22 protein-coding genes, 1 rRNA gene and 2 other annotated features are annotated in these 20,389 nt (G+C 43.0%); all 23 genes read left to right on the forward strand.

Annotated features, from left to right (window positions below):
* Positions 1-3 precede the first annotated feature (3 nt).
* The 23 genes from rrf to rplJ all read left to right on the forward strand — a co-directional run bounded on the left by rrf (position 4) and on the right by rplJ (position 20,359).
* Positions 4-117 (forward strand): 5S ribosomal RNA (gene rrf, locus LCL89_RS15975).
* An 86-nt stretch (positions 118-203) separates the two neighbouring features.
* On the forward strand, positions 204-896 hold the full coding sequence (locus LCL89_RS15980; RefSeq protein WP_224810910.1) for an MgtC/SapB family protein: 693 nt from the start codon (positions 204-206) through the stop codon (positions 894-896).
* Between the two features lie 166 nt (positions 897-1,062).
* Positions 1,063-1,527: a CtsR family transcriptional regulator gene (locus LCL89_RS15985; RefSeq protein WP_197318384.1), complete on the forward strand. Its 465-nt coding sequence runs from the start codon at positions 1,063-1,065 to the stop codon at positions 1,525-1,527.
* Positions 1,528-1,548: 21 nt separating this feature from the next.
* A complete protein-coding gene (locus tag LCL89_RS15990; protein ID WP_197318385.1) occupies positions 1,549-2,094 on the forward strand; it encodes a UvrB/UvrC motif-containing protein in 546 nt (181 codons plus the stop codon).
* A complete protein-coding gene (locus LCL89_RS15995) occupies positions 2,094-3,164 on the forward strand; it encodes a protein arginine kinase (RefSeq protein ID WP_224810911.1) in 1,071 nt (356 codons plus the stop codon). The genes LCL89_RS15990 and LCL89_RS15995 overlap by 1 nt, the downstream gene beginning before the upstream one ends.
* Positions 3,165-3,182: 18 nt before the next feature.
* Positions 3,183-5,642: an ATP-dependent protease ATP-binding subunit ClpC gene (gene clpC, locus LCL89_RS16000; protein WP_224810912.1), complete on the forward strand. Its 2,460-nt coding sequence runs from the start codon at positions 3,183-3,185 to the stop codon at positions 5,640-5,642.
* Positions 5,643-5,825: 183 nt separating this feature from the next.
* Complete coding sequence (radA, locus tag LCL89_RS16005; RefSeq protein WP_197318388.1) at positions 5,826-7,205, forward strand: DNA repair protein RadA; 1,380 nt, start codon at positions 5,826-5,828, stop codon at positions 7,203-7,205.
* Positions 7,206-8,279, forward strand: coding sequence for a DNA integrity scanning diadenylate cyclase DisA (disA, locus tag LCL89_RS16010; RefSeq protein ID WP_197318389.1), 1,074 nt, complete (start codon positions 7,206-7,208; stop codon positions 8,277-8,279).
* A gap of 151 nt (positions 8,280-8,430) precedes the next feature.
* Complete coding sequence (locus LCL89_RS16015) at positions 8,431-9,528, forward strand: PIN/TRAM domain-containing protein (RefSeq protein WP_224810913.1); 1,098 nt, start codon at positions 8,431-8,433, stop codon at positions 9,526-9,528.
* A gap of 118 nt (positions 9,529-9,646) precedes the next feature.
* Positions 9,647-10,834 (forward strand): bifunctional 2-C-methyl-D-erythritol 4-phosphate cytidylyltransferase/2-C-methyl-D-erythritol 2,4-cyclodiphosphate synthase, encoded by a 1,188-nt coding sequence (locus tag LCL89_RS16020; RefSeq protein ID WP_224810914.1) that lies wholly within the window; start codon positions 9,647-9,649, stop codon positions 10,832-10,834.
* Positions 10,835-10,890: 56 nt separating this feature from the next.
* The gene (gltX, locus tag LCL89_RS16025) at positions 10,891-12,360 is read left to right on the forward strand and encodes a glutamate--tRNA ligase (RefSeq protein ID WP_197318392.1); all 1,470 of its coding nucleotides are present in this window, start codon (positions 10,891-10,893) and stop codon (positions 12,358-12,360) included.
* Positions 12,361-12,404: 44 nt separating this feature from the next.
* Positions 12,405-12,614, forward strand: a binding site (T-box leader).
* 68 nt (positions 12,615-12,682) lie between these two features.
* Positions 12,683-13,345 (forward strand): serine O-acetyltransferase, encoded by a 663-nt coding sequence (gene cysE / locus LCL89_RS16030; RefSeq protein ID WP_224810915.1) that lies wholly within the window; start codon positions 12,683-12,685, stop codon positions 13,343-13,345.
* Complete coding sequence (gene cysS, locus LCL89_RS16035; RefSeq protein ID WP_224810916.1) at positions 13,335-14,735, forward strand: cysteine--tRNA ligase; 1,401 nt, start codon at positions 13,335-13,337, stop codon at positions 14,733-14,735. Before cysE ends, cysS begins: the two co-directional genes overlap by 11 nt.
* A gap of 3 nt (positions 14,736-14,738) precedes the next feature.
* The gene (locus tag LCL89_RS16040; protein WP_197318395.1) at positions 14,739-15,146 is read left to right on the forward strand and encodes a Mini-ribonuclease 3; all 408 of its coding nucleotides are present in this window, start codon (positions 14,739-14,741) and stop codon (positions 15,144-15,146) included.
* Complete coding sequence (gene rlmB / locus LCL89_RS16045; protein WP_197318396.1) at positions 15,136-15,879, forward strand: 23S rRNA (guanosine(2251)-2'-O)-methyltransferase RlmB; 744 nt, start codon at positions 15,136-15,138, stop codon at positions 15,877-15,879. Before LCL89_RS16040 ends, rlmB begins: the two co-directional genes overlap by 11 nt.
* Before the next feature lie 3 nt (positions 15,880-15,882).
* Positions 15,883-16,392, forward strand: a complete 510-nt coding sequence (locus LCL89_RS16050) for an NYN domain-containing protein (RefSeq protein ID WP_197318397.1) — start codon at positions 15,883-15,885, stop codon at positions 16,390-16,392.
* Positions 16,393-16,473: 81 nt separating this feature from the next.
* Positions 16,474-17,130, forward strand: coding sequence for an RNA polymerase sporulation sigma factor SigH (sigH, locus tag LCL89_RS16055; protein ID WP_197318398.1), 657 nt, complete (start codon positions 16,474-16,476; stop codon positions 17,128-17,130).
* Positions 17,131-17,191: 61 nt separating this feature from the next.
* Complete coding sequence (gene rpmG, locus LCL89_RS16060) at positions 17,192-17,356, forward strand: 50S ribosomal protein L33 (RefSeq protein ID WP_263620755.1); 165 nt, start codon at positions 17,192-17,194, stop codon at positions 17,354-17,356.
* Between the two features lie 38 nt (positions 17,357-17,394).
* The gene (gene secE, locus LCL89_RS16065) at positions 17,395-17,571 is read left to right on the forward strand and encodes a preprotein translocase subunit SecE (protein ID WP_197318400.1); all 177 of its coding nucleotides are present in this window, start codon (positions 17,395-17,397) and stop codon (positions 17,569-17,571) included.
* Positions 17,572-17,687: 116 nt separating this feature from the next.
* Entirely contained in the window at positions 17,688-18,224 is a 537-nt protein-coding gene (gene nusG, locus LCL89_RS16070) for a transcription termination/antitermination protein NusG (RefSeq protein ID WP_197318401.1), read from the forward strand.
* Positions 18,225-18,381: 157 nt separating this feature from the next.
* On the forward strand, positions 18,382-18,807 hold the full coding sequence (gene rplK, locus LCL89_RS16075; RefSeq protein WP_197318402.1) for a 50S ribosomal protein L11: 426 nt from the start codon (positions 18,382-18,384) through the stop codon (positions 18,805-18,807).
* Between the two features lie 116 nt (positions 18,808-18,923).
* Positions 18,924-19,619, forward strand: coding sequence for a 50S ribosomal protein L1 (gene rplA / locus LCL89_RS16080; protein ID WP_197318403.1), 696 nt, complete (start codon positions 18,924-18,926; stop codon positions 19,617-19,619).
* Positions 19,620-19,671: 52 nt separating this feature from the next.
* Positions 19,672-19,818 (forward strand) — a sequence feature (ribosomal protein L10 leader region).
* 40 nt (positions 19,819-19,858) lie between these two features.
* Entirely contained in the window at positions 19,859-20,359 is a 501-nt protein-coding gene (rplJ, locus tag LCL89_RS16085) for a 50S ribosomal protein L10 (RefSeq protein ID WP_224810917.1), read from the forward strand.
* Positions 20,360-20,389 lie beyond the last annotated feature (30 nt).

The raw sequence follows: 20,389 nt of genomic DNA on the forward strand, positions 1-20,389 counted from the left end.
CGATGTGGTGGTGAAGGCGAAGAGGTCACACCTGTTCCCATGCCGAACACAGAAGTTAAGCTCTTCAGCGCCGATGGTAGTCGGGTCGATCCCCGTGAGAGTAGGACGCTGCCACATCATTTAAAAAAACCAGGAGTTTAGACTTCTGGTTTTTTTCTATATTTTACGATTTTCACATATAATAAAGAAAAGGAGGGGTGTGTATGGAGTGGTCTGGATTCTACAATGACAATACGATGTTATTCATTTTTCGTCTTTTGATGGCCTTATTATTAGCAGGGCTGATCGGTTTTGAAAGGGAATTAAAAAATCATTCTGCAGGCTTTCGTACACATATCTTGGTTGGTATAGGCGCATGTTTAATGATGCTCCTTTCTTTATACGGATTTGAAGTGTATATGGGAGGTCATGAAAACATCCGCTTTGACCCCGCTCGTATCCCTTCTTATGTAATTAGTGGTATCGGCTTTCTTGGGGCAGGTACCATTATTGTAAATGGCATGACGATCAGAGGGTTGACCACGGCTGCATCGATATGGACTGTTGCTGGTATCGGCTTAGTGGTTGGAGCAGGAATGTATGATATTGCTATCATATCAACTTCTCTAGTATTGTTAAGTTTGATTTTCTTAAACAAAATTGAAAAGAGAAAATTCAAAGAAAATGGGAAGAACTTATACTACATTAAAGTGGAACCAGACATTCAGCTTCAAAACGTGTTTTCTGTTTTTGATGAAATGGAACTAAAGGTCAAAAGAGTAGAAATAAAAAATCAGGAAAATGAGTATCAGAAGCTTGTGATTGGAATTGAAAATAATAAAAAAGAAGAGCCGACTCAAATCATTGAACAGCTTTCCCGTCTGGAATCAGTGATACGAGTGAGCCATCGAACGTAACTTTTGCTGAGTAGATATTTCTACTCAGCTTTTTTGTTTTAATTTAAATATAAACAGGGAATGATGGGGGATGTACCGGAAAAACTTTTTAGTTGATTCCTTAATGAAAATGAGTATAATAAAATTAAAGTCAAAGATAGTCAAAGTCAAAAGAGGGGGAGGGAACATGCAAAATATATCGGACATCATAGAACAATATCTGAAAAAAATATTGGATGAAAATAAGCACAACACGATCGAAATTAAAAGAAGTGAAATTGCTGATCAATTCCAATGTGTCCCTTCTCAAATCAATTATGTAATCAAAACTCGTTTTACAGTAGAAAAAGGATATATTGTAGAGAGCAAACGTGGTGGGGGTGGATACATTCGTATCAGCAAAGTCCAGCATCAGAAGGACTCTGAAATGTTCGAAGAGATCATGGAGATGACCCAGCCCGAGGTGTCTCAAAATGCTGCTACGGATGTGTTAGAACGATTACTTAATGAAGATGTCATCACCGAAAGAGAAATGAGAATTATGTCCAGAATCATTGACCGTGAAGTACTGGCATTTCCATTACCACTCCGTGATGAAGTCCGTTCAAGAATTATGACAGCGATGCTGTTTACATTAAAATACAAAAGCTGAGGATAAAAGGGGGAGGATGAAATGGAATGTCAAGAGTGTCATCAAAGGCAGGCAACCGTGCACTTGACTCAGGTGATCAATGGGCAGAAAACAGAAATACATGTGTGTGAGCATTGCGCCAAAGATAAGGGTTATATGAGTTATGGAGAGGAAAACTTCACTTTGAATGATTTACTTTCAGGTCTTTTCCATTCTGAAGGCCCATCTCCTTATAATAAAAAAGCCCAGCCTTACCAGCAGCACAATCAACTTAAATGTCCTACATGCGGTCTGACCTATCAGGAATTTGCGCGAATTGGGAAATTCGGTTGTGCGACTTGTTATAAAACCTTTGATGAGCGTTTGAATCCTATTTTCCGCCGCGTTCATAGTGGCAATACCCGTCACGATGGTAAAATACCTAAGCGTGAGGGAGGCAACTTACATTTAAAACGAGAAATCGATGAACATAAATCCAAGCTTCGACAATTAATTGAGCAGGAAGAATTCGAACAGGCAGCGAAAGTTAGAGATAGGATCAAAAATTTAGAGCAGCAACTTCATCAGGGGGAGGACGGTGAACAATAATGTCATTGCAACAATTCATGAATGAAGCAATCAGCCCTTGGATGAAACAAGATGGACCTGATAGTGACATTGTATTAAGCAGTCGAATCCGTCTTGCGAGGAATTTTTCAAATTCCCCGTTTCCGCTGATCGCATCTGAGGAAAAGTTAAATAAGATCCTGAATTTCTTCCGAGAAAACTTTAAAGGTCAATCTTTCAAAAACTACGAGAACTTTGAACTTCTAGAAATGAGTGACCTCCAGTCCATTGAAAAGCGTGTATTGGTTGAAAAGCATTTAATCAGTCCTCACTTGGCAGAAAAATCACAACAGTCTGCAACGTTGATTTCACAAAACGAACAAGTCTCTGTGATGGTCAATGAGGAAGATCATATTCGTATCCAGCTTTACTTCCCTGGATTCCAATTAGACAAAGCGCTGGAGCAGGCGTCACAACTTGATGATTGGCTGGAAGAGAGAATTGATTATGCTTTTGATGAAAAGCGTGGATATTTAACCACATGTCCCACAAATGTAGGGACAGGGATGAGAGCGTCGGTCATGATGCACCTCCCGGCTCTTTCCATTACCCAGCAGATCAACCGGATGACGCCGGCCATCAACCAGTTGGGGCTTGTAGTCCGTGGAATTTATGGAGAAGGCAGTGAAGCTGTCGGTAATATTTATCAAATCTCTAATCAAATTACACTTGGGAAATCAGAGGAAGATATTGTAGAAGACTTGCATAGTGTAGTTAAACAGTTGATTGATCAAGAACGAAGAGCTAGAGAGGCCTTACTGCAAAGGTCAGGGATTCAATTAGAAGACCGAATCTTTCGTTCTTATGGTGTATTGAAGCACAGCCGGGTCATTGAATCCAAAGAAGCAGCTAAATGCCTTTCTGATTTACGTTTAGGAATTGATCTAGGTTTTATTGATCATATACCAAGAACAATTTTGAATGAGCTGATGATTTTAACTCAGCCGGGTTTTTTGCAACAATATGCAAAAGCCACCCTAGGTCCAGATGAAAGAGATATACGAAGAGCATCCTTAATTCGTGAAAGGCTTCAGTTAGAAAATGAAGATTAATGCTAGGAGGGATTGTCCATGATGTTTGGGCGTTTTACAGAAAGAGCTCAGAAAGTACTTGCATTAGCACAAGAGGAAGCTGTCCGTTTAGGCCATAACAATATTGGTACAGAACATATTCTGCTTGGTTTGGTGAGTGAAGGTGAAGGCATTGCTGCTAAAGCACTCACGGCACTAGGTTTAGAATCTACTAAAATCCAGCAGGAAGTTGAAAAATTGATTGGTAAAGGCGACAAAGTTTCACAGACCATTCACTACACTCCAAGAGCGAAGAAAGTTATAGAGTTGTCTATGGATGAAGCTCGCAAGCTTGGTCATTCATACGTAGGCACCGAACATATTCTCCTTGGGTTGATTCGTGAAGGCGAAGGAGTAGCCGCGCGTGTACTGAACAACTTAGGTGTAAGCTTGAATAAAGCCCGTCAACAGGTTTTACAGCTATTAGGCAACAATGAGTCTACTGGTGGCCAAAATCGCAGAGGCGGCGGCTCTGGAGGGCAGGCAGCTAGTGCGAACACACCGACCCTTGACTCTCTTGCACGTGATTTGACCGCGATTGCAAAAGAAGGAAATATCGACCCTGTCATAGGTCGAAGCAAAGAAATCGAACGTGTGATTCAGGTTTTAAGTCGTCGTACGAAGAACAACCCTGTACTGGTGGGTGAGCCAGGAGTAGGTAAAACTGCAATCGCTGAAGGACTGGCTCAGCAGATCATGAACAACGAAGTACCTGAAATCTTACGCGACAAACGAGTAATGACCCTTGATATGGGGACGGTTGTTGCTGGTACTAAATACCGTGGCGAATTTGAAGACCGCTTGAAGAAAGTGATGGAAGAAATCCGTCAAGCCGGAAACATCATCTTGTTCATCGATGAATTGCATACATTGATCGGTGCTGGTGGCGCGGAAGGTGCGATTGATGCATCCAACATCCTTAAGCCATCATTGGCACGCGGAGAACTGCAATGTATCGGAGCGACGACACTGGATGAATATCGTAAATACATTGAAAAAGATGCTGCATTAGAACGTCGTTTCCAGCCTATCAAAGTTGATGAGCCTACACTTGATGAATCTATTCAAATTTTGAAAGGGTTGAGAGACCGTTACGAAGCACACCACCGAGTAACGATTACAGATGATTCAATCGATTCGGCTGTTCGTTTCTCCGACCGTTATATTACAGACCGTTTCCTTCCGGATAAGGCTATTGACCTGATTGACGAGGCAGCTTCAAAAGTCCGCCTGCGTTCTTATACAGCTCCACCGAATTTGAAGGAGCTGGAGCAGAAACTGGAAGAAGTCCGCAAAGAAAAAGATGCGGCTGTCCAAAGTCAAGAATTTGAAAAAGCTGCATCCCTGCGTGACAGTGAACAACGCTTGAGAGATGAGCTGGAACAAACGAAGGATGAGTGGAAAGAAAAACAAGGCCAGGAAGACTCAGAAGTTACTGTAGAAGATATCGCATCCGTTGTTTCCACTTGGACGGGAGTGCCTGTATCTAAGATGACCAAAGATGAAAGTGAACGTCTTCTTGCTTTAGAAGAAACACTTCACAATCGAGTCATCGGACAGGATGAAGCAGTCAAATCAATTTCTAAAGCGATTCGCCGGGCTCGTGCCGGGTTGAAAGATCCGAAACGTCCTATCGGTTCCTTTATCTTCTTAGGACCTACAGGGGTAGGTAAGACAGAGCTTGCACGTGCGTTAGCTGAAAGCATGTTCGGCGATGAAGATTCGATGATCCGAATCGATATGTCCGAGTACATGGAGAAACACAGCACATCACGTCTTGTTGGATCACCACCTGGATATGTCGGTTATGATGAAGGCGGTCAGTTAACTGAAAAAGTCCGTAACAAACCATATTCCGTCGTCCTTCTGGATGAAATTGAAAAAGCACACCCGGAAGTCTTCAATATCTTGCTGCAAGTCCTTGAAGATGGGCGTTTAACAGACTCGAAAGGACGTCTGGTCGATTTCCGTAACACGGTGTTGATCATGACTTCCAATGTCGGAGCGCAGGAATTGAAACAAAACAAATACGTCGGTTTCTCCATGGGCGACGAGGCTGCAGACTACAAAGACATGAAGTCTAAAGTGACAAATGAGCTGAAGAAAGCATTCCGTCCAGAGTTCCTGAACCGTATCGATGAAACAATTGTGTTCCATTCTCTTGAACGGAAGCACATGAAAGATATCGTTACACTTATGGCTGAACAACTTAGAAAACGTCTGCAGGAGCAGGAGATTGATTTTACACTATCAGAAAAAGCGATTGAGCATATTGCGGAATCAGGGTTCGATCCAGAATATGGAGCGCGTCCATTGCGCCGTTCGATCCAGAAAAACGTCGAGGACCTGTTGTCTGAAGAGTTGTTGAAAGAGAACATCTCGAAAGGTCAGACGGTTAAAATCGATTTGGATGAAAACAAAAAGTTTGTCGTCCATACGACACAGGAATCGACTAAGTAGGGAAGTATAAGTTTTACAGAAACCGGAAGGCAGACTGCCTTCCGGTTTTTTCAAATTCCTCAAGTGCCGGCCACTTCCCTGTCCTAACAATAGGAAGTAAGATAAACTTAATGTAATTGATAAGCTCATGAAACTTTTTCACAAGAGCTATCGTATAGAATGATAAGAGAAGGAGAGATAGTCTTGGCAAAAAGAAAGACGAAGTTCGTCTGCCAGGAATGTGGATATGAGACACCGAAGTGGATGGGCAAATGCCCTGCGTGTCATCAATGGAATACGCTCGTGGAAGAGGTCAATGCAGCGAGTACCAATTCACGTCACGTTTTCCAAACCAGCTCAACATCTGCATCGGCGAAACCAGAAAAAATCAATGCGATAAAGTCACAAAAAGAACCACGACTCCCTACAGATATGCCGGAATTCAACCGTGTTTTAGGTGGGGGGATCGTAGCTGGGTCACTGGTTTTGATTGGAGGGGATCCGGGAATTGGAAAATCGACACTCCTGCTTCAGGTATCGGCTCAAATCGCAAACAAAGATTTTCCTGTCTTATATATTTCGGGAGAAGAATCTTCCCGCCAGACAAAACTGCGGGCTGAACGCCTGGACATTACCTCTGATGAGCTTTATGTTCTTTCAGAAACGAATCTGCAGGATGTCATCAATCAGATTGAAGTATTAGACCCTAAATTTGTGGTCATTGATTCGATACAAACGATTTTCAAAGAAGATGTTACTTCAGCGCCTGGAAGTGTTTCGCAGGTGAGGGAGTGTACAAGTCAATTGATGAGGATCGCTAAAAGTAAAGGTATCCCCATTTTCATAGTTGGGCATGTTACTAAAGAAGGTTCCATTGCAGGTCCGCGTCTGCTTGAGCATATGGTCGATGCTGTTCTTTATTTTGAAGGGGAAAGACACCATACGTTCAGGATTTTGCGAAGCGTGAAGAACCGTTTTGGGAGTACACATGAAATGGGCATTTTTGAAATGAAAGAGGAAGGGTTAAAGGAAGTGTTGAACCCATCTGAAATCTTTCTTGAGGAGCGTTCTCAAGGTGCAGCGGGATCCATTGTGGTTGCTTCTATGGAAGGTACACGCCCGGTTCTGGTAGAGATTCAAGCGCTCATTTCTCCAACCGCCTATGGAAATCCAAGAAGGATGGCTACAGGGTTGGACAACAGCCGGGTTCCTTTATTGATGGCTGTTTTGGAAAAAAGAGCCGGGCTGCTTTTACAAAACCAGGATGCTTATGTAAAAGTGGCAGGTGGCGTAAAACTTGACGAGCCAGCTATCGACTTGGCGGTTGCGATCAGTATTGCCTCAAGCTTCAGAAATCAGTCCTCAAATCCTGATGATGTCGTAGTAGGGGAAGTCGGTCTGACTGGTGAAATACGAAGAGTGGCCCGAATAGAACAACGGGTGCAGGAAGCGGCCAAGCTTGGTTTCAAACGGGTAATCATACCTAAGAAGAACCTGGACGGTTGGACACCGCCTACACAGATTCAAGTGATTGGAGTCAGTACTGTGCAGGAAGCTATGAAGGTGACATTGGGGGAAGCATAAATGGAATGGCATGAAATGAATGACAACGAAATTGGAGATATTCTAAAACTTGTTGCTCCCGGCACTCCTCTTCGTGACGGCATAGATAATGTTCTTCGTGCCAAAACAGGGGGATTGATTGTGCTTGGGTATGGAGAAAACGTCAGGGAACTGGTTGATGGTGGATTCCATATCCAATCCGACTTTACACCTGCCCATTTGTACGAATTGGCGAAAATGGACGGGGCTCTCATTCTGAATGATGAAGGGACTAAGATATTGTATGCGAACGCCCAGTTGATGCCGGACCCACAAATCATCTCTACAGAAACAGGGATGAGGCACCGCACGGCAGAAAGAGTGGCAAAACAGACAGGGTCTTTAGTAATCGCCATTTCCCAGCGTAGGAACGTCATCACTTTGTATAAATCTTCTCTGCGGTACTCTTTAAAAGATATAGGTGTCATTTTGACGAAGGCCAACCAAGCGATTCAGACTCTGGAAAAGTATAAAAATGTCTTGGATCAAAGTATCACTAATCTGGGTGCTATGGAATTTGAGAATATGGTTTCTTTTTCAGAAGTCATCCAAGTGATTCACCGGATTGAGATGGTACTGCGTACGAAAACAGAAATCATCAATTACGTGAACGAATTAGGGACGGAAGGTCGACTGATTCAACTTCAAATGACCGAACTGGTATCCAATATTGAAGAAGAAGCGGAGCTGCTCTTGAAGGATTATAGCAAGCGCCCCGACTATGAACCTTATTACCTTTTGAGAAAAATGCAGGAAGTTACGAATACAGAGTTGTTGTCTGATGAACAAGTATTGAAATTACTAGGGTATTCCCCAAATGTGAAATTAGCTGATGCGATTCACCCACGAGGCTATCGTATCCTCAGCCGTATTCCTCGGTTACCTCCATTGATCATTGAACACTTAGTTGAGAAGTTTGGAACTTTGGATGACATGATCCAGGCTTCCACGAAAGATTTAGTAGAAGTGGACGGTGTGGGAGAGATACGTGCGACAAAGATCAGGGATGGTTTGGAAAGAATTCAAGAACAATTGTTTGTAGACCGTCATATTTAATGCAATTGACTTATATATAACATATATGGTATGCTATTTGTTTTGTTAATTGACTTATTTTGGGAATTATGCTAATTTAAGAACCATCATAGGGATTATAGATTAATGGTTGTAACGTTTGGTCATACTGTAATCAAGGAGGTGAATACAAGTGCTTAAACGAATTGTACAGTTGTTTATTGTTATAACCGGTGGAACAATCGGTTACCTCTATTTTCCAGAGCTATTTACAACCATGGGGCTCACTTGGCAGAATTGGATGCAATCTGTTTTAGGAGCCGTACTAGGAGCACTTATATTATTTTTATTAACTTTTTGGATTGTGGATTTTATTGTCAATTTCATTCGTTGGGTGGAAGACAGTTTAGTCCGGGCGCCGGTGGCTGACTTGTTGTTTGGTACGCTGGGACTAGTCGCAGGATTGATCGTAGCTTATTTGATCAATATTCCTGTACAGGATATCCAGATTCAAGTCATTAATCAGGTTATTCCGATCTTTTTGACGGTTTTGCTTGCTTATTTAGGGTTCCAGGTAGGCTTTAAGAGGAAAGACGAATTCCTGCATATGGTTTCTAAAAAGGACAAGAAAGCAGAAGAGCTGGAAGAGGCCGGGGCTTCAGCTGTAGATGAATCCTTGATTCCGAAAGAAAAAATATTGGATACGAGTGTCATCATCGATGGTCGTATTGCTGATATTTGTGAAACGCATTTTCTGGAGGGCACCATTGTCATTCCTCAATTCGTTCTTGAGGAGCTTCAGCATATTGCGGATTCCTCAGATGGATTGAAGAGGAACAGAGGTCGTAGAGGATTGGATATTTTGAATCGACTGCAAAAGGATCTGCCAGTTAATGTTGAGATTTACGAGGGTGACTTTGAAGATATTCATGAAGTGGACAGTAAACTCGTGAAGCTGGCTAAAGTAATGGATGGGATTGTTGTGACCAATGATTTCAACCTGAATAAAGTTTGTGAGTTTCAAAATGTTCAAGTCTTGAATATCAATGATCTGGCAAATGCAGTCAAGCCGGTCGTTCTCCCAGGAGAAGAAATGAAGATTCAAGTGATCAAAGATGGAAAAGAACAGAATCAAGGCGTCGCTTACCTTGATGATGGTACTATGATCGTCGTCGAGGAAGGAAAAGATTATATCGGTAAGAATATCGACGTCGTAGTAACTAGTGTATTACAAACGTCTGCCGGCCGAATGATCTTCGCAAAGCCGAAATCACTTGAAAAAGCCCTTTAAAAACGGTATAAACAAATAGAGAATAACAAAAGTGATAACCATGTGTTATCGCTTTTGTTATTTTAGAGTAAGGTCAACCATTAAAAATTACCGTATACCTCTTATTAGGATGGATATTATGATAAAATACACGGCGATTGTTCTTGCAGCCGGACAAGGGAAGCGGATGAAAGCCGGGCGCAATAAACAATTTATGATGATCAATCGACAACCTTTGATCATCCACACACTTTCCGCTTTTGAAAAAGACGAGTGGTGTGAAGAAATCGTACTTGTCACCAATTCCAAGGAGCGAGCAGAAATGGAAGAGCTGCTTCGTATGAACTCTTTCCATAAGAGCATTCGACTCGTCGATGGTGGAAAGGAAAGACAAGACAGCGTATTTGCAGGTTTGCAAGCGATAGAAAATACAGAAATACCTGTACTTATCCATGATGGTGCGCGTCCATTCATTAAACAACAGTCCCTGCACGAACTTGCCAGGCAAGCAGATGAAAAAGAAGCGGCTCTTTTAGCCGTAAGGGTTACAGATACAATAAAACAAAAGAGAAACGACGGTTTGACCACATTAGACCGTAACCATTTATGGGCAGCGCAGACCCCGCAGGCTTTTGCATACGCACTCATTTATCGTGCGCATCAAGAAGCCAAGGAAAGTGGATACTACGGAACAGATGATGCCTCATTAGTTGAACGTTCCGGTAGAGATGTCGCTATCGTCGAAGGTAGTTATGACAATATTAAATTGACGACACCGGAAGATTTACATAAGGCAGAGGCTTTTGTGAAAAAACAACAACAGATGGAGGGATCTTCAATGTTTCGTATTGGTCAAGGATTTGATGTCCATCAACTGACAGATGGGCGGAAATGCATCATCGGAGGAATAGAGATTCCTTACGAGAAAGGGCTGTTAGGACATTCAGATGCGGATGTGCTCCTTCATACGATTGCTGATGCCTGCCTGGGTGCAGTTGGAGAAGGGGACATCGGTAAACACTTTCCTGATACGTCCGATGAATTCAAGGATGCGGATTCGGGCAAGCTTTTACAGCATGTTTGGGGCATTGTGACACAAAAAGGATATGAGTTAGGCAACCTCGATTGTACGGTTATTGCTCAAGCACCTAAAATGGCTCCGTATATAGAAGAAATCCGCAGCAATATCGCTTCATTACTAGACACGGATATCGGCCGGATCAATGTCAAAGCGACCACTACCGAAAAGCTGGGGTTCACTGGACGCAAAGAGGGGATTGCCTCTCAAGCCGTAGTCCTTTTGCAAAACAATCAACAAACTAAATAAAAAAATGATAAAATAGTACAAAGATACAGAACGGTGAAGTCGAAAGGAGAACAACTATGTCAAACGAAGTACGCGTGCGCTATGCACCAAGTCCAACAGGTCATCTCCATATCGGAAATGCGAGGACGGCATTATTCAATTATCTTTATGCGAAGCATGCCGGCGGAAAGATGATCATTCGTATTGAAGATACCGATGCAAAACGAAATGTAGAAGGCGGCGAAGAAAGCCAGCTGAATTATTTGAAGTGGCTGGGTATCGAGTGGGAAGAGAGCCCGGAGAAGGGTGGAGAATACGGCCCATATCGTCAAATGGAGCGTCTGGATATCTATCAGAAGTATGTTGATGATTTATTGGAACGCGGTCTTGCTTATAAATGTTATATGACCGAAGAAGAGCTTGAAGCGGAACGTGAAGCTCAAATCGCTCGCGGAGAAGCTCCAAAGTATTCCGGTGCTCATAGCGATTTGACTCAAGAACAACGGGAACAATTCGAAGAAGAAGGCCGTCAGCCGAGTATCCGCATTCGTGTCCCTGAAAACACAACGTATACATTCAATGACATTGTCCGTGGGGATATTACATTTGAATCCAGTGACTTCGGAGACTGGGTGATTGTTAAGAAGAACGGAACACCAACGTATAACTTTGCAGTAGCAATTGATGATCACCTGATGGCTATTTCCCATGTGCTTCGCGGAGAAGAACACATCTCCAACACACCGAAGCAGATGATGGTTTATGAAGCATTCGGGTGGGAGCCTCCGAAATTCGGACACATGACATTGATCTTGAATGAAAACCGTAAAAAATTGAGTAAACGTGATGAACATATACTTCAGTTTATTGAACAGTATAAGAATCTGGGATATTTACCAGAGGCGTTGTTCAACTTCATTACGTTGCTTGGATGGTCTCCAGTAGGAGAAGAGGAGATTTTCACCCAGGACGAATTGATTGATATCTTTGATGCCGATCGTTTGTCTACATCTCCAGCGGTCTTCGATCAAGCGAAGCTGAAGTGGATGAACAACCAATATATTAAAGCTGCAGACTTCAACCGTGTAGTAGATCTGACTCTTCCATACCTGGTCGAAGCCGGGCGACTGCCTGAAGATATGTCTGATGAAGATCGCAAATGGGCTCATGAATTGATCGCCCTTTATCAAGAGCAGTTGAACTATGGCGCGGAAATCGTAGAATTGACGGATTTATTCTTCAAGCAAGAAATTCAATATGATGAAGAAGCGATGGCAGTATTGGAAGGGGAACAAGTTCCTGAAGTTCTTGAGACGTTCAAAAAGAATTTGCAGGAGCTGGATGAATTTACTCCTGACAATATCAAAGCTCAAATCAAAGCAGTGCAAAAAGAAACAGGACACAAGGGCAAGAAGCTGTTTATGCCTGTTCGTGTCGCGACTACAGGCCAGATGCATGGACCTGAACTGCCAAATGCCATTCATTTGTTAGGACTTGAAACGGTTACTGTGCGTCTCGACGATGTATTGAGCAAACTTCAAGGCTGAATTGTTCACAAATCGGTGACGATGTCATATAGTAAAGATACCTATAAGTAACGTTGATGAGGAGAAGTAAAAGAGTAGATCCTTACCCAGAGAGAACCACCCTCGGCTGAAAGTGGTTTTTTGGAAACTCTTTGAAATGCACCTCGGAGTCTTCTTCCGAAATTAAGTAGGATGGAGCGGGTCCCTTCCGTTATCGAGGCTGAGTGGGGAATCGTTTCCCAAACAGAGTGGAACCACGCTGACGCGTCTCTGTGCCTATGTGCACAGGGGCGCTTTTTTATTCCACCGTATTGTGCTTAGTACATCAAAAGGAGGAGCAAGTATGGGACTTTTTAAGATGTTTAAAGAAGATGTCGAAGTTGTCTTTGATCAAGATCCTGCTGCTCGTGCTTATTTTGAAGTTATTCTGACCTATTCCGGTCTACATGCAATCTGGGCCCACCGGGTGGCGCACGCTTGTTACAAGCGCAAGTTCTTCTTTTTAGCGAGAGTGATTTCCCAAATCAGCCGCTTTTTAACCGGCATAGAAATCCACCCTGGTGCGAAAATAGGACGTCGCTTTTTCATTGATCACGGAATGGGTGTTGTCATTGGAGAAACATGTGAAATAGGAGATAACGTCACGATTTTTCAAGGAGTCACATTAGGAGGCACAGGGAAAGAAAAAGGGAAACGTCACCCCACCCTGCTCGATAACTCACTAGTGGCTACAGGCGCCAAGGTGCTCGGCTCCATCACGATTGGTGAAAATTCCAAGGTTGGTGCAGGTTCAGTCGTTTTGAAAGATGTGCCGGATAATTCTACAGTCGTTGGTATTCCCGGCCATGTCGTCATTCAGGATGGTAAAAAGGTGCAGCAAAAAGATTTGGAACACCATAAACTCCCGGATCCCGTATATGACCGCCTGAATCAACTGGAAAAAGATATTGCGCGATTACAGGAAGAATTAAAAGAAGCTAAAGGAGTGAATCAAAATGAGTATTAATATTTATAACACCCTGACTCGTAAAAAAGAGCCTTTCCAGCCACTGGAAGAAGGCAAAGTGAAAATGTATGTCTGCGGTCCCACGGTGTATAACTACATTCATATCGGGAACGCGCGGCCGGCGATCGTTTTTGATACCGTAAGACGTTATTTCGAATATCGGGGCTATGACGTTCACTACGTTTTGAATTTCACTGATGTGGATGACAAGTTGATCAAAGCAGCGAATGAAATGGGAGAAGAAGTGCCGGATATCGCCAACCGTTTCATCAAAGCTTATAAAGAAGACGTCGGAGCTCTTGGGGTACAAGAAGCTGTGGACCACCCGAGAGTGACAGAAAACATGAATGAAATCATCGAGTTCATCGAAGGATTGATTGAAAAAGGTTTCGCATACGAAGCGGGAGGGGACGTTTATTTCCGCACTCGTTCGTTCGATAATTACGGAAAGCTTTCCCATCAATCCATAGATGAGCTGCGCTCGGGAGCACGAATTGAAGTTGGCGACAAAAAAGAAGATCCGCTTGACTTCACGCTATGGAAAGATGCAAAACCAGGTGAAATCTCCTGGGAGAGCCCTTGGGGAACTGGACGTCCGGGCTGGCATATTGAATGTTCAGCAATGGCTAAAAAGTATTTAGGAGATACCATCGATATTCATGCGGGAGGGCAGGACCTGACTTTTCCTCACCACGAAAATGAAATCGCACAGTCTGAGGCATACAATGGATCTTCTTTTGCCCGTTATTGGATGCATAATGGGTATATTAATATCGAGAATGAAAAAATGTCGAAGTCACTTGGGAATTTCGTGCTCGCACATGACTTGGTGAAGAAGCATGACCCGCAAGTCATACGTTTCTTCATGCTGAGTGTGCAATATCGCCATCCGATCAACTTCAGTGATGAACTTCTAAGAGGTGCAAAAAACAGTTTTGATCGAATTAAAAATGGTTTCGAAAATGTGAAACACCGCAAAAAGACCAGCTTGAACCTCCAGGAAAATCACAAAGAGTGGATCGAAGAAATCGACAGCTACAAAGAAAAGTTCATTCAAGAGATGGACGATGATTTCAATACGGCGAATGCCATATCTGTGATCTTTGACCTGACGAAATCAGCAAACCTTTATCTTCAAGGGGAACAAACGCATACAGAAGTCCTCGAATCCTATGAGCAAACGTTCAAAGAGCTGATGAACGTCCTTGGGATTGAACTTGAAACGCAGGAAGAACTGCTGGATGAGGAAATCGAGGCCCTTCTTGAAGAACGCGTGTTGGCGAGAAAACAACGCAATTTTGAACGTGCCGATCAAATTCGGGATGAGTTGAAAGCTCGCAACATCATTCTCGAGGATACCTCTCAAGGGACACGATGGAAGCGGGGTTAAATCATGGAAAACGTTAAACAAATGAAAAGCCTCGCCTTAGCTTATATGGGGGACGCTGTATATGAGCTGCACGTAAGGCATCATTTATTGAACTCCGGAAAAATCAAACCTCAAAACCTTCACCAGGCAGCCATTCAATTCGTTTCTGCTGTTTCTCAGGCTGAAGTGGTGAAAAAGTGGAAAGAACGAGAGGTTTTGACACAGGAGGAGGAAGGGGTGCTCAGACGAGGCCGTAATGCCAAGTCTGGGTCAGTCCCTAAGAGTACGGATGTACAAACATACAGATATTCAACGGCTTTTGAAGCTGTTTTAGGCTACCTTTATTTATCGGGTAAGACAGAACGTCTCGACACTTTAATCAAAGACGCAATTCAAATTGTTGAGGAAGGGAGTGGAAACAATGAAAGATGAATGGATCATAGGAAAAAACTCTGTACAGGAAGCCTTAAGATCAGGACGAGCGATCAATAAAGTGTTTTTGTCCGATCAGCTTCAACCACAGGCATCAAAGAAAATTGAGCAGCTTGCGAAGCAAAGCGGGGTAATCGCGCAAAAAGTGCCGAAGAAAAAAATTGACCAATTGGTTGAAGGGAATCACCAGGGTGTAGCCGCGTCCGTTGCTGCCTACGAATATAGCGATTTGGAAGATCTGTTTGCTAAAGCAGAGGAAAAAGGAGAGGCTCCATTTTTCATAATCTGCGATGAAATTGAAGATCCGCACAACCTGGGATCTATTTTAAGAACGGCGGATGCCAGTGGTGCCCATGGTGTCATCATTCCGAAGCGGAGGTCCGTTTCTTTGACAAGTACCGTAGCGAAAACCTCCACTGGAGCTATTGAATACATCCCGGTAGCCCGGGTGACGAACCTGGCACGGACAATCGAAGAGCTGAAAGAGCGGTTTGTCTGGGTGGTAGGTACAGATGCGGATGGAACAGAGGACTACCGTCAACTGGATGGTTCGATGCCGATTGCTTTAGTCATTGGAAGTGAAGGGCGCGGCATGAGCCGGCTTACGAAGGAAAAGTGTGATTGGACGGTCAGCCTTCCAATGGCAGGGGAAGTGACGTCTTTGAATGCATCTGTTGCAGCTTCTTTATTGATGTATGAAGTTTATAGAAAGCGTCACCCCCTGGGTGATTAATGTATGATTGTTTTAATAGTGGACGGGTATAACATGATCGGCGCATGGCCGGAATTGAAAAGGCTCCGGGAAAAAGATTTAGGTCAGGCCAGAGACCTTTTGATTGAAATGATGGCGGAATATCAATCCTATACCGGTGATCGGATCATCGTTGTTTTTGATGCCTACCACGTCCGTGGCATTGAAAAAGTCCAAAAAGATTATAAAGTGGAAGTCTTGTTTACTAAAGAAAATGAAACCGCTGATGAACGAATTGAAAAATTAGCAGGTGAATTGAACGATGTCCGGACGCAGGTGTATGTTGCCACTTCCGATTACGCAGAACAACGGACGATTTTCGGACAGGGGGCTTTCCGTAAGTCTGCCAGAGAATTGTATATTGAAGTGAAAAACATAGAAAGACAAATCGAAAGTGACGTAGAAACTCACAATCAGGTTAAACATCAGCCGAAAATACCGATGAAAGAAGAAGTAAGGGAATTATTTGAGAAATGGCGGCGAGGAGATAAATAATTCTGACAACTTGTTGACGCTTTCAAACGCCTTACTGTATAATATTGCTATATTGAGGTAGCACGGTCGGGGGGATCCTGTGTGAGCATCATTCAAACGGAGACAGACACCAATGAGTTGGATCTTAGTAAATTAGATGACGAAGAAATTGTCGAACGGATCAATCAAGGACAAGTTCAAGCTCTCGATTATTTGATCAATAAGTATAAAAATTTTGTTCGCGCGAAAGCTCGGACTTATTTTCTTATTGGCGCAGATCGGGAAGATATTGTACAAGAAGGCATGATCGGTTTATACAAAGCGATTCGCGATTACCAGGAAGGTAAACTATCTTCCTTCAAAGCGTTCGCAGAACTATGTGTTACCCGTCAGATTATCACCGCTATAAAAACTGCCACCAGACAAAAACACATTCCGTTAAATTCCTATGTTTCCTTAGACAAACCTATCTATGATGAAGAATCTGATCGTACGTTGTTAGATGTGATCGCAGGTTCAAAAGCGATCGACCCGCAAGAGCTGATTGTGAATAAAGAAAAATTCTCTGATATGGAAGAAAAGATTGCTGAGCTGTTGAGTGAGCTGGAGAGAAAAGTTTTGACCCTTTACTTGGACGGGCGGTCGTATCAAGAAATCTCGGTAGAATTAAAGAGGCACGTCAAGTCGATTGATAATGCCTTACAGCGGGTGAAAAGAAAGCTGGAAAAATACTTGGAAATCAGCGAAATCACTCTATGATTGTAAGATTGACAGTCTGTGACAAGAGTGCTACATTAATTGAGTGCAAAAACCTCTAGTAATGAGGTGGAGTGATATGAGAAAAAAAGTTAGCCTGGCCTGTGAAGAATGTTCGAGCAGGAACTATAGTTCATATAAAAATCAGACCAATCAAGCGGAACGCTTAGAAGTCCGTAAGTTTTGCAAGAGGTGCGGAAAGCACACGCTGCATCGCGAGACCAAATAGAGAATGAAGCTTTGGCAGAAGTTGGGGGGATGGCATCAATGTTTAAATTCTTGAAGAACGTAACTAGAGAAATGCGCAAGGTAAGCTGGCCTAAAGGACGTGAACTTTCCCGATATACAATCACTGTTTTAGCAACAGTTGCTTTTGTAGCTGTATTCTTTGGGATCGTGGACTTGGGTATTTCCGGTTTGCTTGATATGATTACTAAAGAATAGTAGAGTAATTTTTATGCTATAATAGGTGATAGACGAAAAAACCCGTTCAACGGGTTTTTTATGTTGGATAAAAATTGATTACAAGGGAGGGAAGGGCAAGCATTTGTCCTGATCAAATGGAAAAAAGATGGTATGTAGTTCACACCTATTCAGGTTATGAAAACAAAGTGAAGACGAACCTTGAAAAGCGTGTTGAATCTATGGGTATGGAAGATAAAATCTTCCGCGTACTTGTCCCTGAAGACGAGGAAGCTGAAATAAAAAACGGCAAGCGCAAAGTAGCTAAGAAAAAAGTTTTCCCTGGCTACGTATTGGCTGAAATGGTCATGACGGATGATTCATGGTATGTCGTTCGAAATACACCAGGCGTTACAGGATTTGTCGGCTCGACAGGTTCTGGTTCTAAACCGATCCCTCTCCTTCCAGAAGAAGTAGAAACCGTTCTGAAACGTATGGGTATGAACGAACAACCAAAAACCGAGGTTGACTTTGAGGTTAAAGAAAGTGTTAAAGTAACAGATGGACCTTTTGCTAATTTCACAGGTACGATTGAGTACATCGATACCGATAAACAAAAAGTGAAAGTCCATGTAAACATGTTCGGCCGGGAAACTCCGGTGGAACTAGACTTTTCTCAAATTGAAAAATTATAAATCATAATCAATCCCCCTCTTGCATTATGCTTTCAAAGATGCTAGAATTTTTATGTTCTATATGTGCCTCGAAGGAAAGAGGCGTTAAGCATATTGCGAATGAGTGGGAGGGTTATGACCCTATTACCACATCACGGACTTTAAGGAGGTGTGTCTCGTGGCTAAAAAAGTTATTAATGTAGTAAAGCTTCAAATTCCTGCAGGTAAAGCGAACCCAGCACCGCCAGTTGGACCGGCACTAGGTCAAGCAGGTATTAACATCATGGGTTTCTGTAAGGAGTTTAACGCTCGTACTCAGGATCAAGCGGGTACGATCATTCCAGTTGAAATCACGGTTTATGAAGACCGTTCCTTTACATTCGTTACGAAAACTCCACCCGCTGCTGTTCTTCTTAAGAAAGCGGCTGGTATCGAATCAGGTTCCGGTGAGCCAAACCGTAACAAAGTAGCTTCTGTTAAACGCGACCAAGTACGCGAAATCGCAGAAACGAAAATGCCTGATTTGAACGCTGCTGACGTTGAAGCTGCAATGCGCATGGTTGAAGGTACAGCGCGCAGTATGGGAATCACGATCGAAGAATAATCCCACAACGTCATCTGGAGATAGGAAAAGGTTGCGGAACTGGAGCTATGGCCTCCGTCGCAACCTTTATTCGTGGGAGGAAAATCCGTTAAAACCACAACGAGGAGGAAATAATAATGGCTAAAAAAACGAAAAAGCAACAAGAGCTGCAAAAGCTTGTTGATCGTACAAAAGCTTATGATGTGAATGAAGCCATCAAGCTTGTAAAAGAAACTGCAAAAGCAAACTTTGACGAAACTGTTGAAGCGGCATTCCGTCTGGGTGTTGACCCTAAGAAAGCGGACCAGCAAATCCGTGGCGCGATGGTGCTTCCACACGGTACAGGTAAATCTCAGCGTGTACTAGTTTTCGCTAAAGGTGATAAAGCGAAAGAAGCTGAAGCAGCAGGTGCTGACTACGTAGGCGAACAAGACCTGATCGCAAAGATCAACCAAGGCTGGTTCGAATTCGACGTAGTTGTAGCTACTCCTGATATGATGGCTGAAGTAGGTAAGCTTGGTCGAGTACTAGGACCAAAAGGTCTTATGCCTAACCCTAAAACAGGTACAGTAACGTTTGAAGTTGAAAAAGCAGTAAACGAAATCAAAGCTGGTAAAGTTGAATACCGCGTTGATAAAGCTGCTAACATCCACGTTCCAATCGGAAAAGCTTCTTTCGACGAAGAGAAGTTGGCTGAAAACTTCGCGGCGATTACTGAAACACTTGTTAAAGCGAAGCCTCAAGCATCTAAGGGAACTTATATGCGTAATGCTGCTGTTTCATCAACGATGGGACCTGGAATCAAAGTTGATGTTTCTAATTTCACAAAGTAATTAATTTATTGTTGACTTTCCATTACTGATTAATTATAATTGGTGATGTTGTATAAAAGAATACGTTATACCGTAGACAGCAGGTGCGGCCATCCGCTTAATTTCCTGCCGAGGTGTGTGAATAAAAGGTGCAGCGCTTTTGCCCTGCCCTTTCATACGTACCTCCATGTCTACATGGGGGTACTTTTTTATGTAAGCCTTCCGAACGGTATGATGATAAGTCAATAGGAGGTGGAACGATGAGCAGTATTATTGAACAGAAAAAGCAGATTGTTTCTGATCTAGCTGACAAGTTCCGCAACAGTAAATCTGCAGTAGTTGTAGATTACCGCGGTCTTGATGTAGCGGAAGTTACAGAACTTCGCTCTCAACTTCGTGAAGCTGGCGTAGACTTCAAAGTGTATAAAAACACGATGGCTCGCCGTGCGACTGAAGAAGTAGAGCTTACTGAACTTCACGAAGTGCTACAAGGTCCAACAGCGCTTGCTTTCCATGCAGACGACGCTGTAGCACCAGCTAAAGTTCTAAACAACTTTGCTAAAGATCATGAAAACCTTGAAATCAAAGGTGGAGTGGTTGAAGGACAAGTGGCTTCTCTTGAGCAAATCAAGGAACTTGCCAACCTTCCAAACTACGAAGGTCTTGTATCTATGTTCCTAAGCGTACTACAAGCCCCTGTCCGCAACTTCGCGTATGCGACAAAAGCTATTGCGGATCAAAAAGAAGAAGAAAGCGCGTAAGTTAGCGTTCGTTTAACCTATAAATTTAAA

Origin of the sequence: Halobacillus yeomjeoni, assembly GCF_020171525.1 — a bacterium.
Taxonomy (GTDB): domain Bacteria; phylum Bacillota; class Bacilli; order Bacillales; family Halobacillaceae; genus Halobacillus; species Halobacillus yeomjeoni.

Excerpts from the sequence above, each read along its gene's own strand:
- LCL89_RS15980 (WP_224810910.1), top strand. The coding sequence starts at position 204 with ATGGAGTGGTCTGGATTCTACAATGACAATACGATGTTATTCATTTTT.
- LCL89_RS15985 (WP_197318384.1), top strand. The coding sequence starts at position 1,063 with ATGCAAAATATATCGGACATCATAGAACAATATCTGAAAAAAATATTG.
- LCL89_RS15990 (WP_197318385.1), top strand. The coding sequence starts at position 1,549 with ATGGAATGTCAAGAGTGTCATCAAAGGCAGGCAACCGTGCACTTGACT.
- LCL89_RS15995 (WP_224810911.1), top strand. The coding sequence starts at position 2,094 with ATGTCATTGCAACAATTCATGAATGAAGCAATCAGCCCTTGGATGAAA.
- clpC (WP_224810912.1), top strand. The coding sequence starts at position 3,183 with ATGATGTTTGGGCGTTTTACAGAAAGAGCTCAGAAAGTACTTGCATTA.
- disA (WP_197318389.1), top strand. The coding sequence starts at position 7,206 with ATGGAATGGCATGAAATGAATGACAACGAAATTGGAGATATTCTAAAA.
- LCL89_RS16020 (WP_224810914.1), top strand. The coding sequence starts at position 9,647 with ATGATAAAATACACGGCGATTGTTCTTGCAGCCGGACAAGGGAAGCGG.
- gltX (WP_197318392.1), top strand. The coding sequence starts at position 10,891 with ATGTCAAACGAAGTACGCGTGCGCTATGCACCAAGTCCAACAGGTCAT.
- cysE (WP_224810915.1), top strand. The coding sequence starts at position 12,683 with ATGGGACTTTTTAAGATGTTTAAAGAAGATGTCGAAGTTGTCTTTGAT.
- cysS (WP_224810916.1), top strand. The coding sequence starts at position 13,335 with ATGAGTATTAATATTTATAACACCCTGACTCGTAAAAAAGAGCCTTTC.
- LCL89_RS16040 (WP_197318395.1), top strand. The coding sequence starts at position 14,739 with ATGGAAAACGTTAAACAAATGAAAAGCCTCGCCTTAGCTTATATGGGG.
- rlmB (WP_197318396.1), top strand. The coding sequence starts at position 15,136 with ATGAAAGATGAATGGATCATAGGAAAAAACTCTGTACAGGAAGCCTTA.
- LCL89_RS16050 (WP_197318397.1), top strand. The coding sequence starts at position 15,883 with ATGATTGTTTTAATAGTGGACGGGTATAACATGATCGGCGCATGGCCG.
- rpmG (WP_263620755.1), top strand. The coding sequence starts at position 17,192 with ATGAGGTGGAGTGATATGAGAAAAAAAGTTAGCCTGGCCTGTGAAGAA.
- secE (WP_197318400.1), top strand. The coding sequence starts at position 17,395 with ATGTTTAAATTCTTGAAGAACGTAACTAGAGAAATGCGCAAGGTAAGC.
- nusG (WP_197318401.1), top strand. The coding sequence starts at position 17,688 with ATGGAAAAAAGATGGTATGTAGTTCACACCTATTCAGGTTATGAAAAC.
- rplA (WP_197318403.1), top strand. The coding sequence starts at position 18,924 with ATGGCTAAAAAAACGAAAAAGCAACAAGAGCTGCAAAAGCTTGTTGAT.
- rplJ (WP_224810917.1), top strand. The coding sequence starts at position 19,859 with ATGAGCAGTATTATTGAACAGAAAAAGCAGATTGTTTCTGATCTAGCT.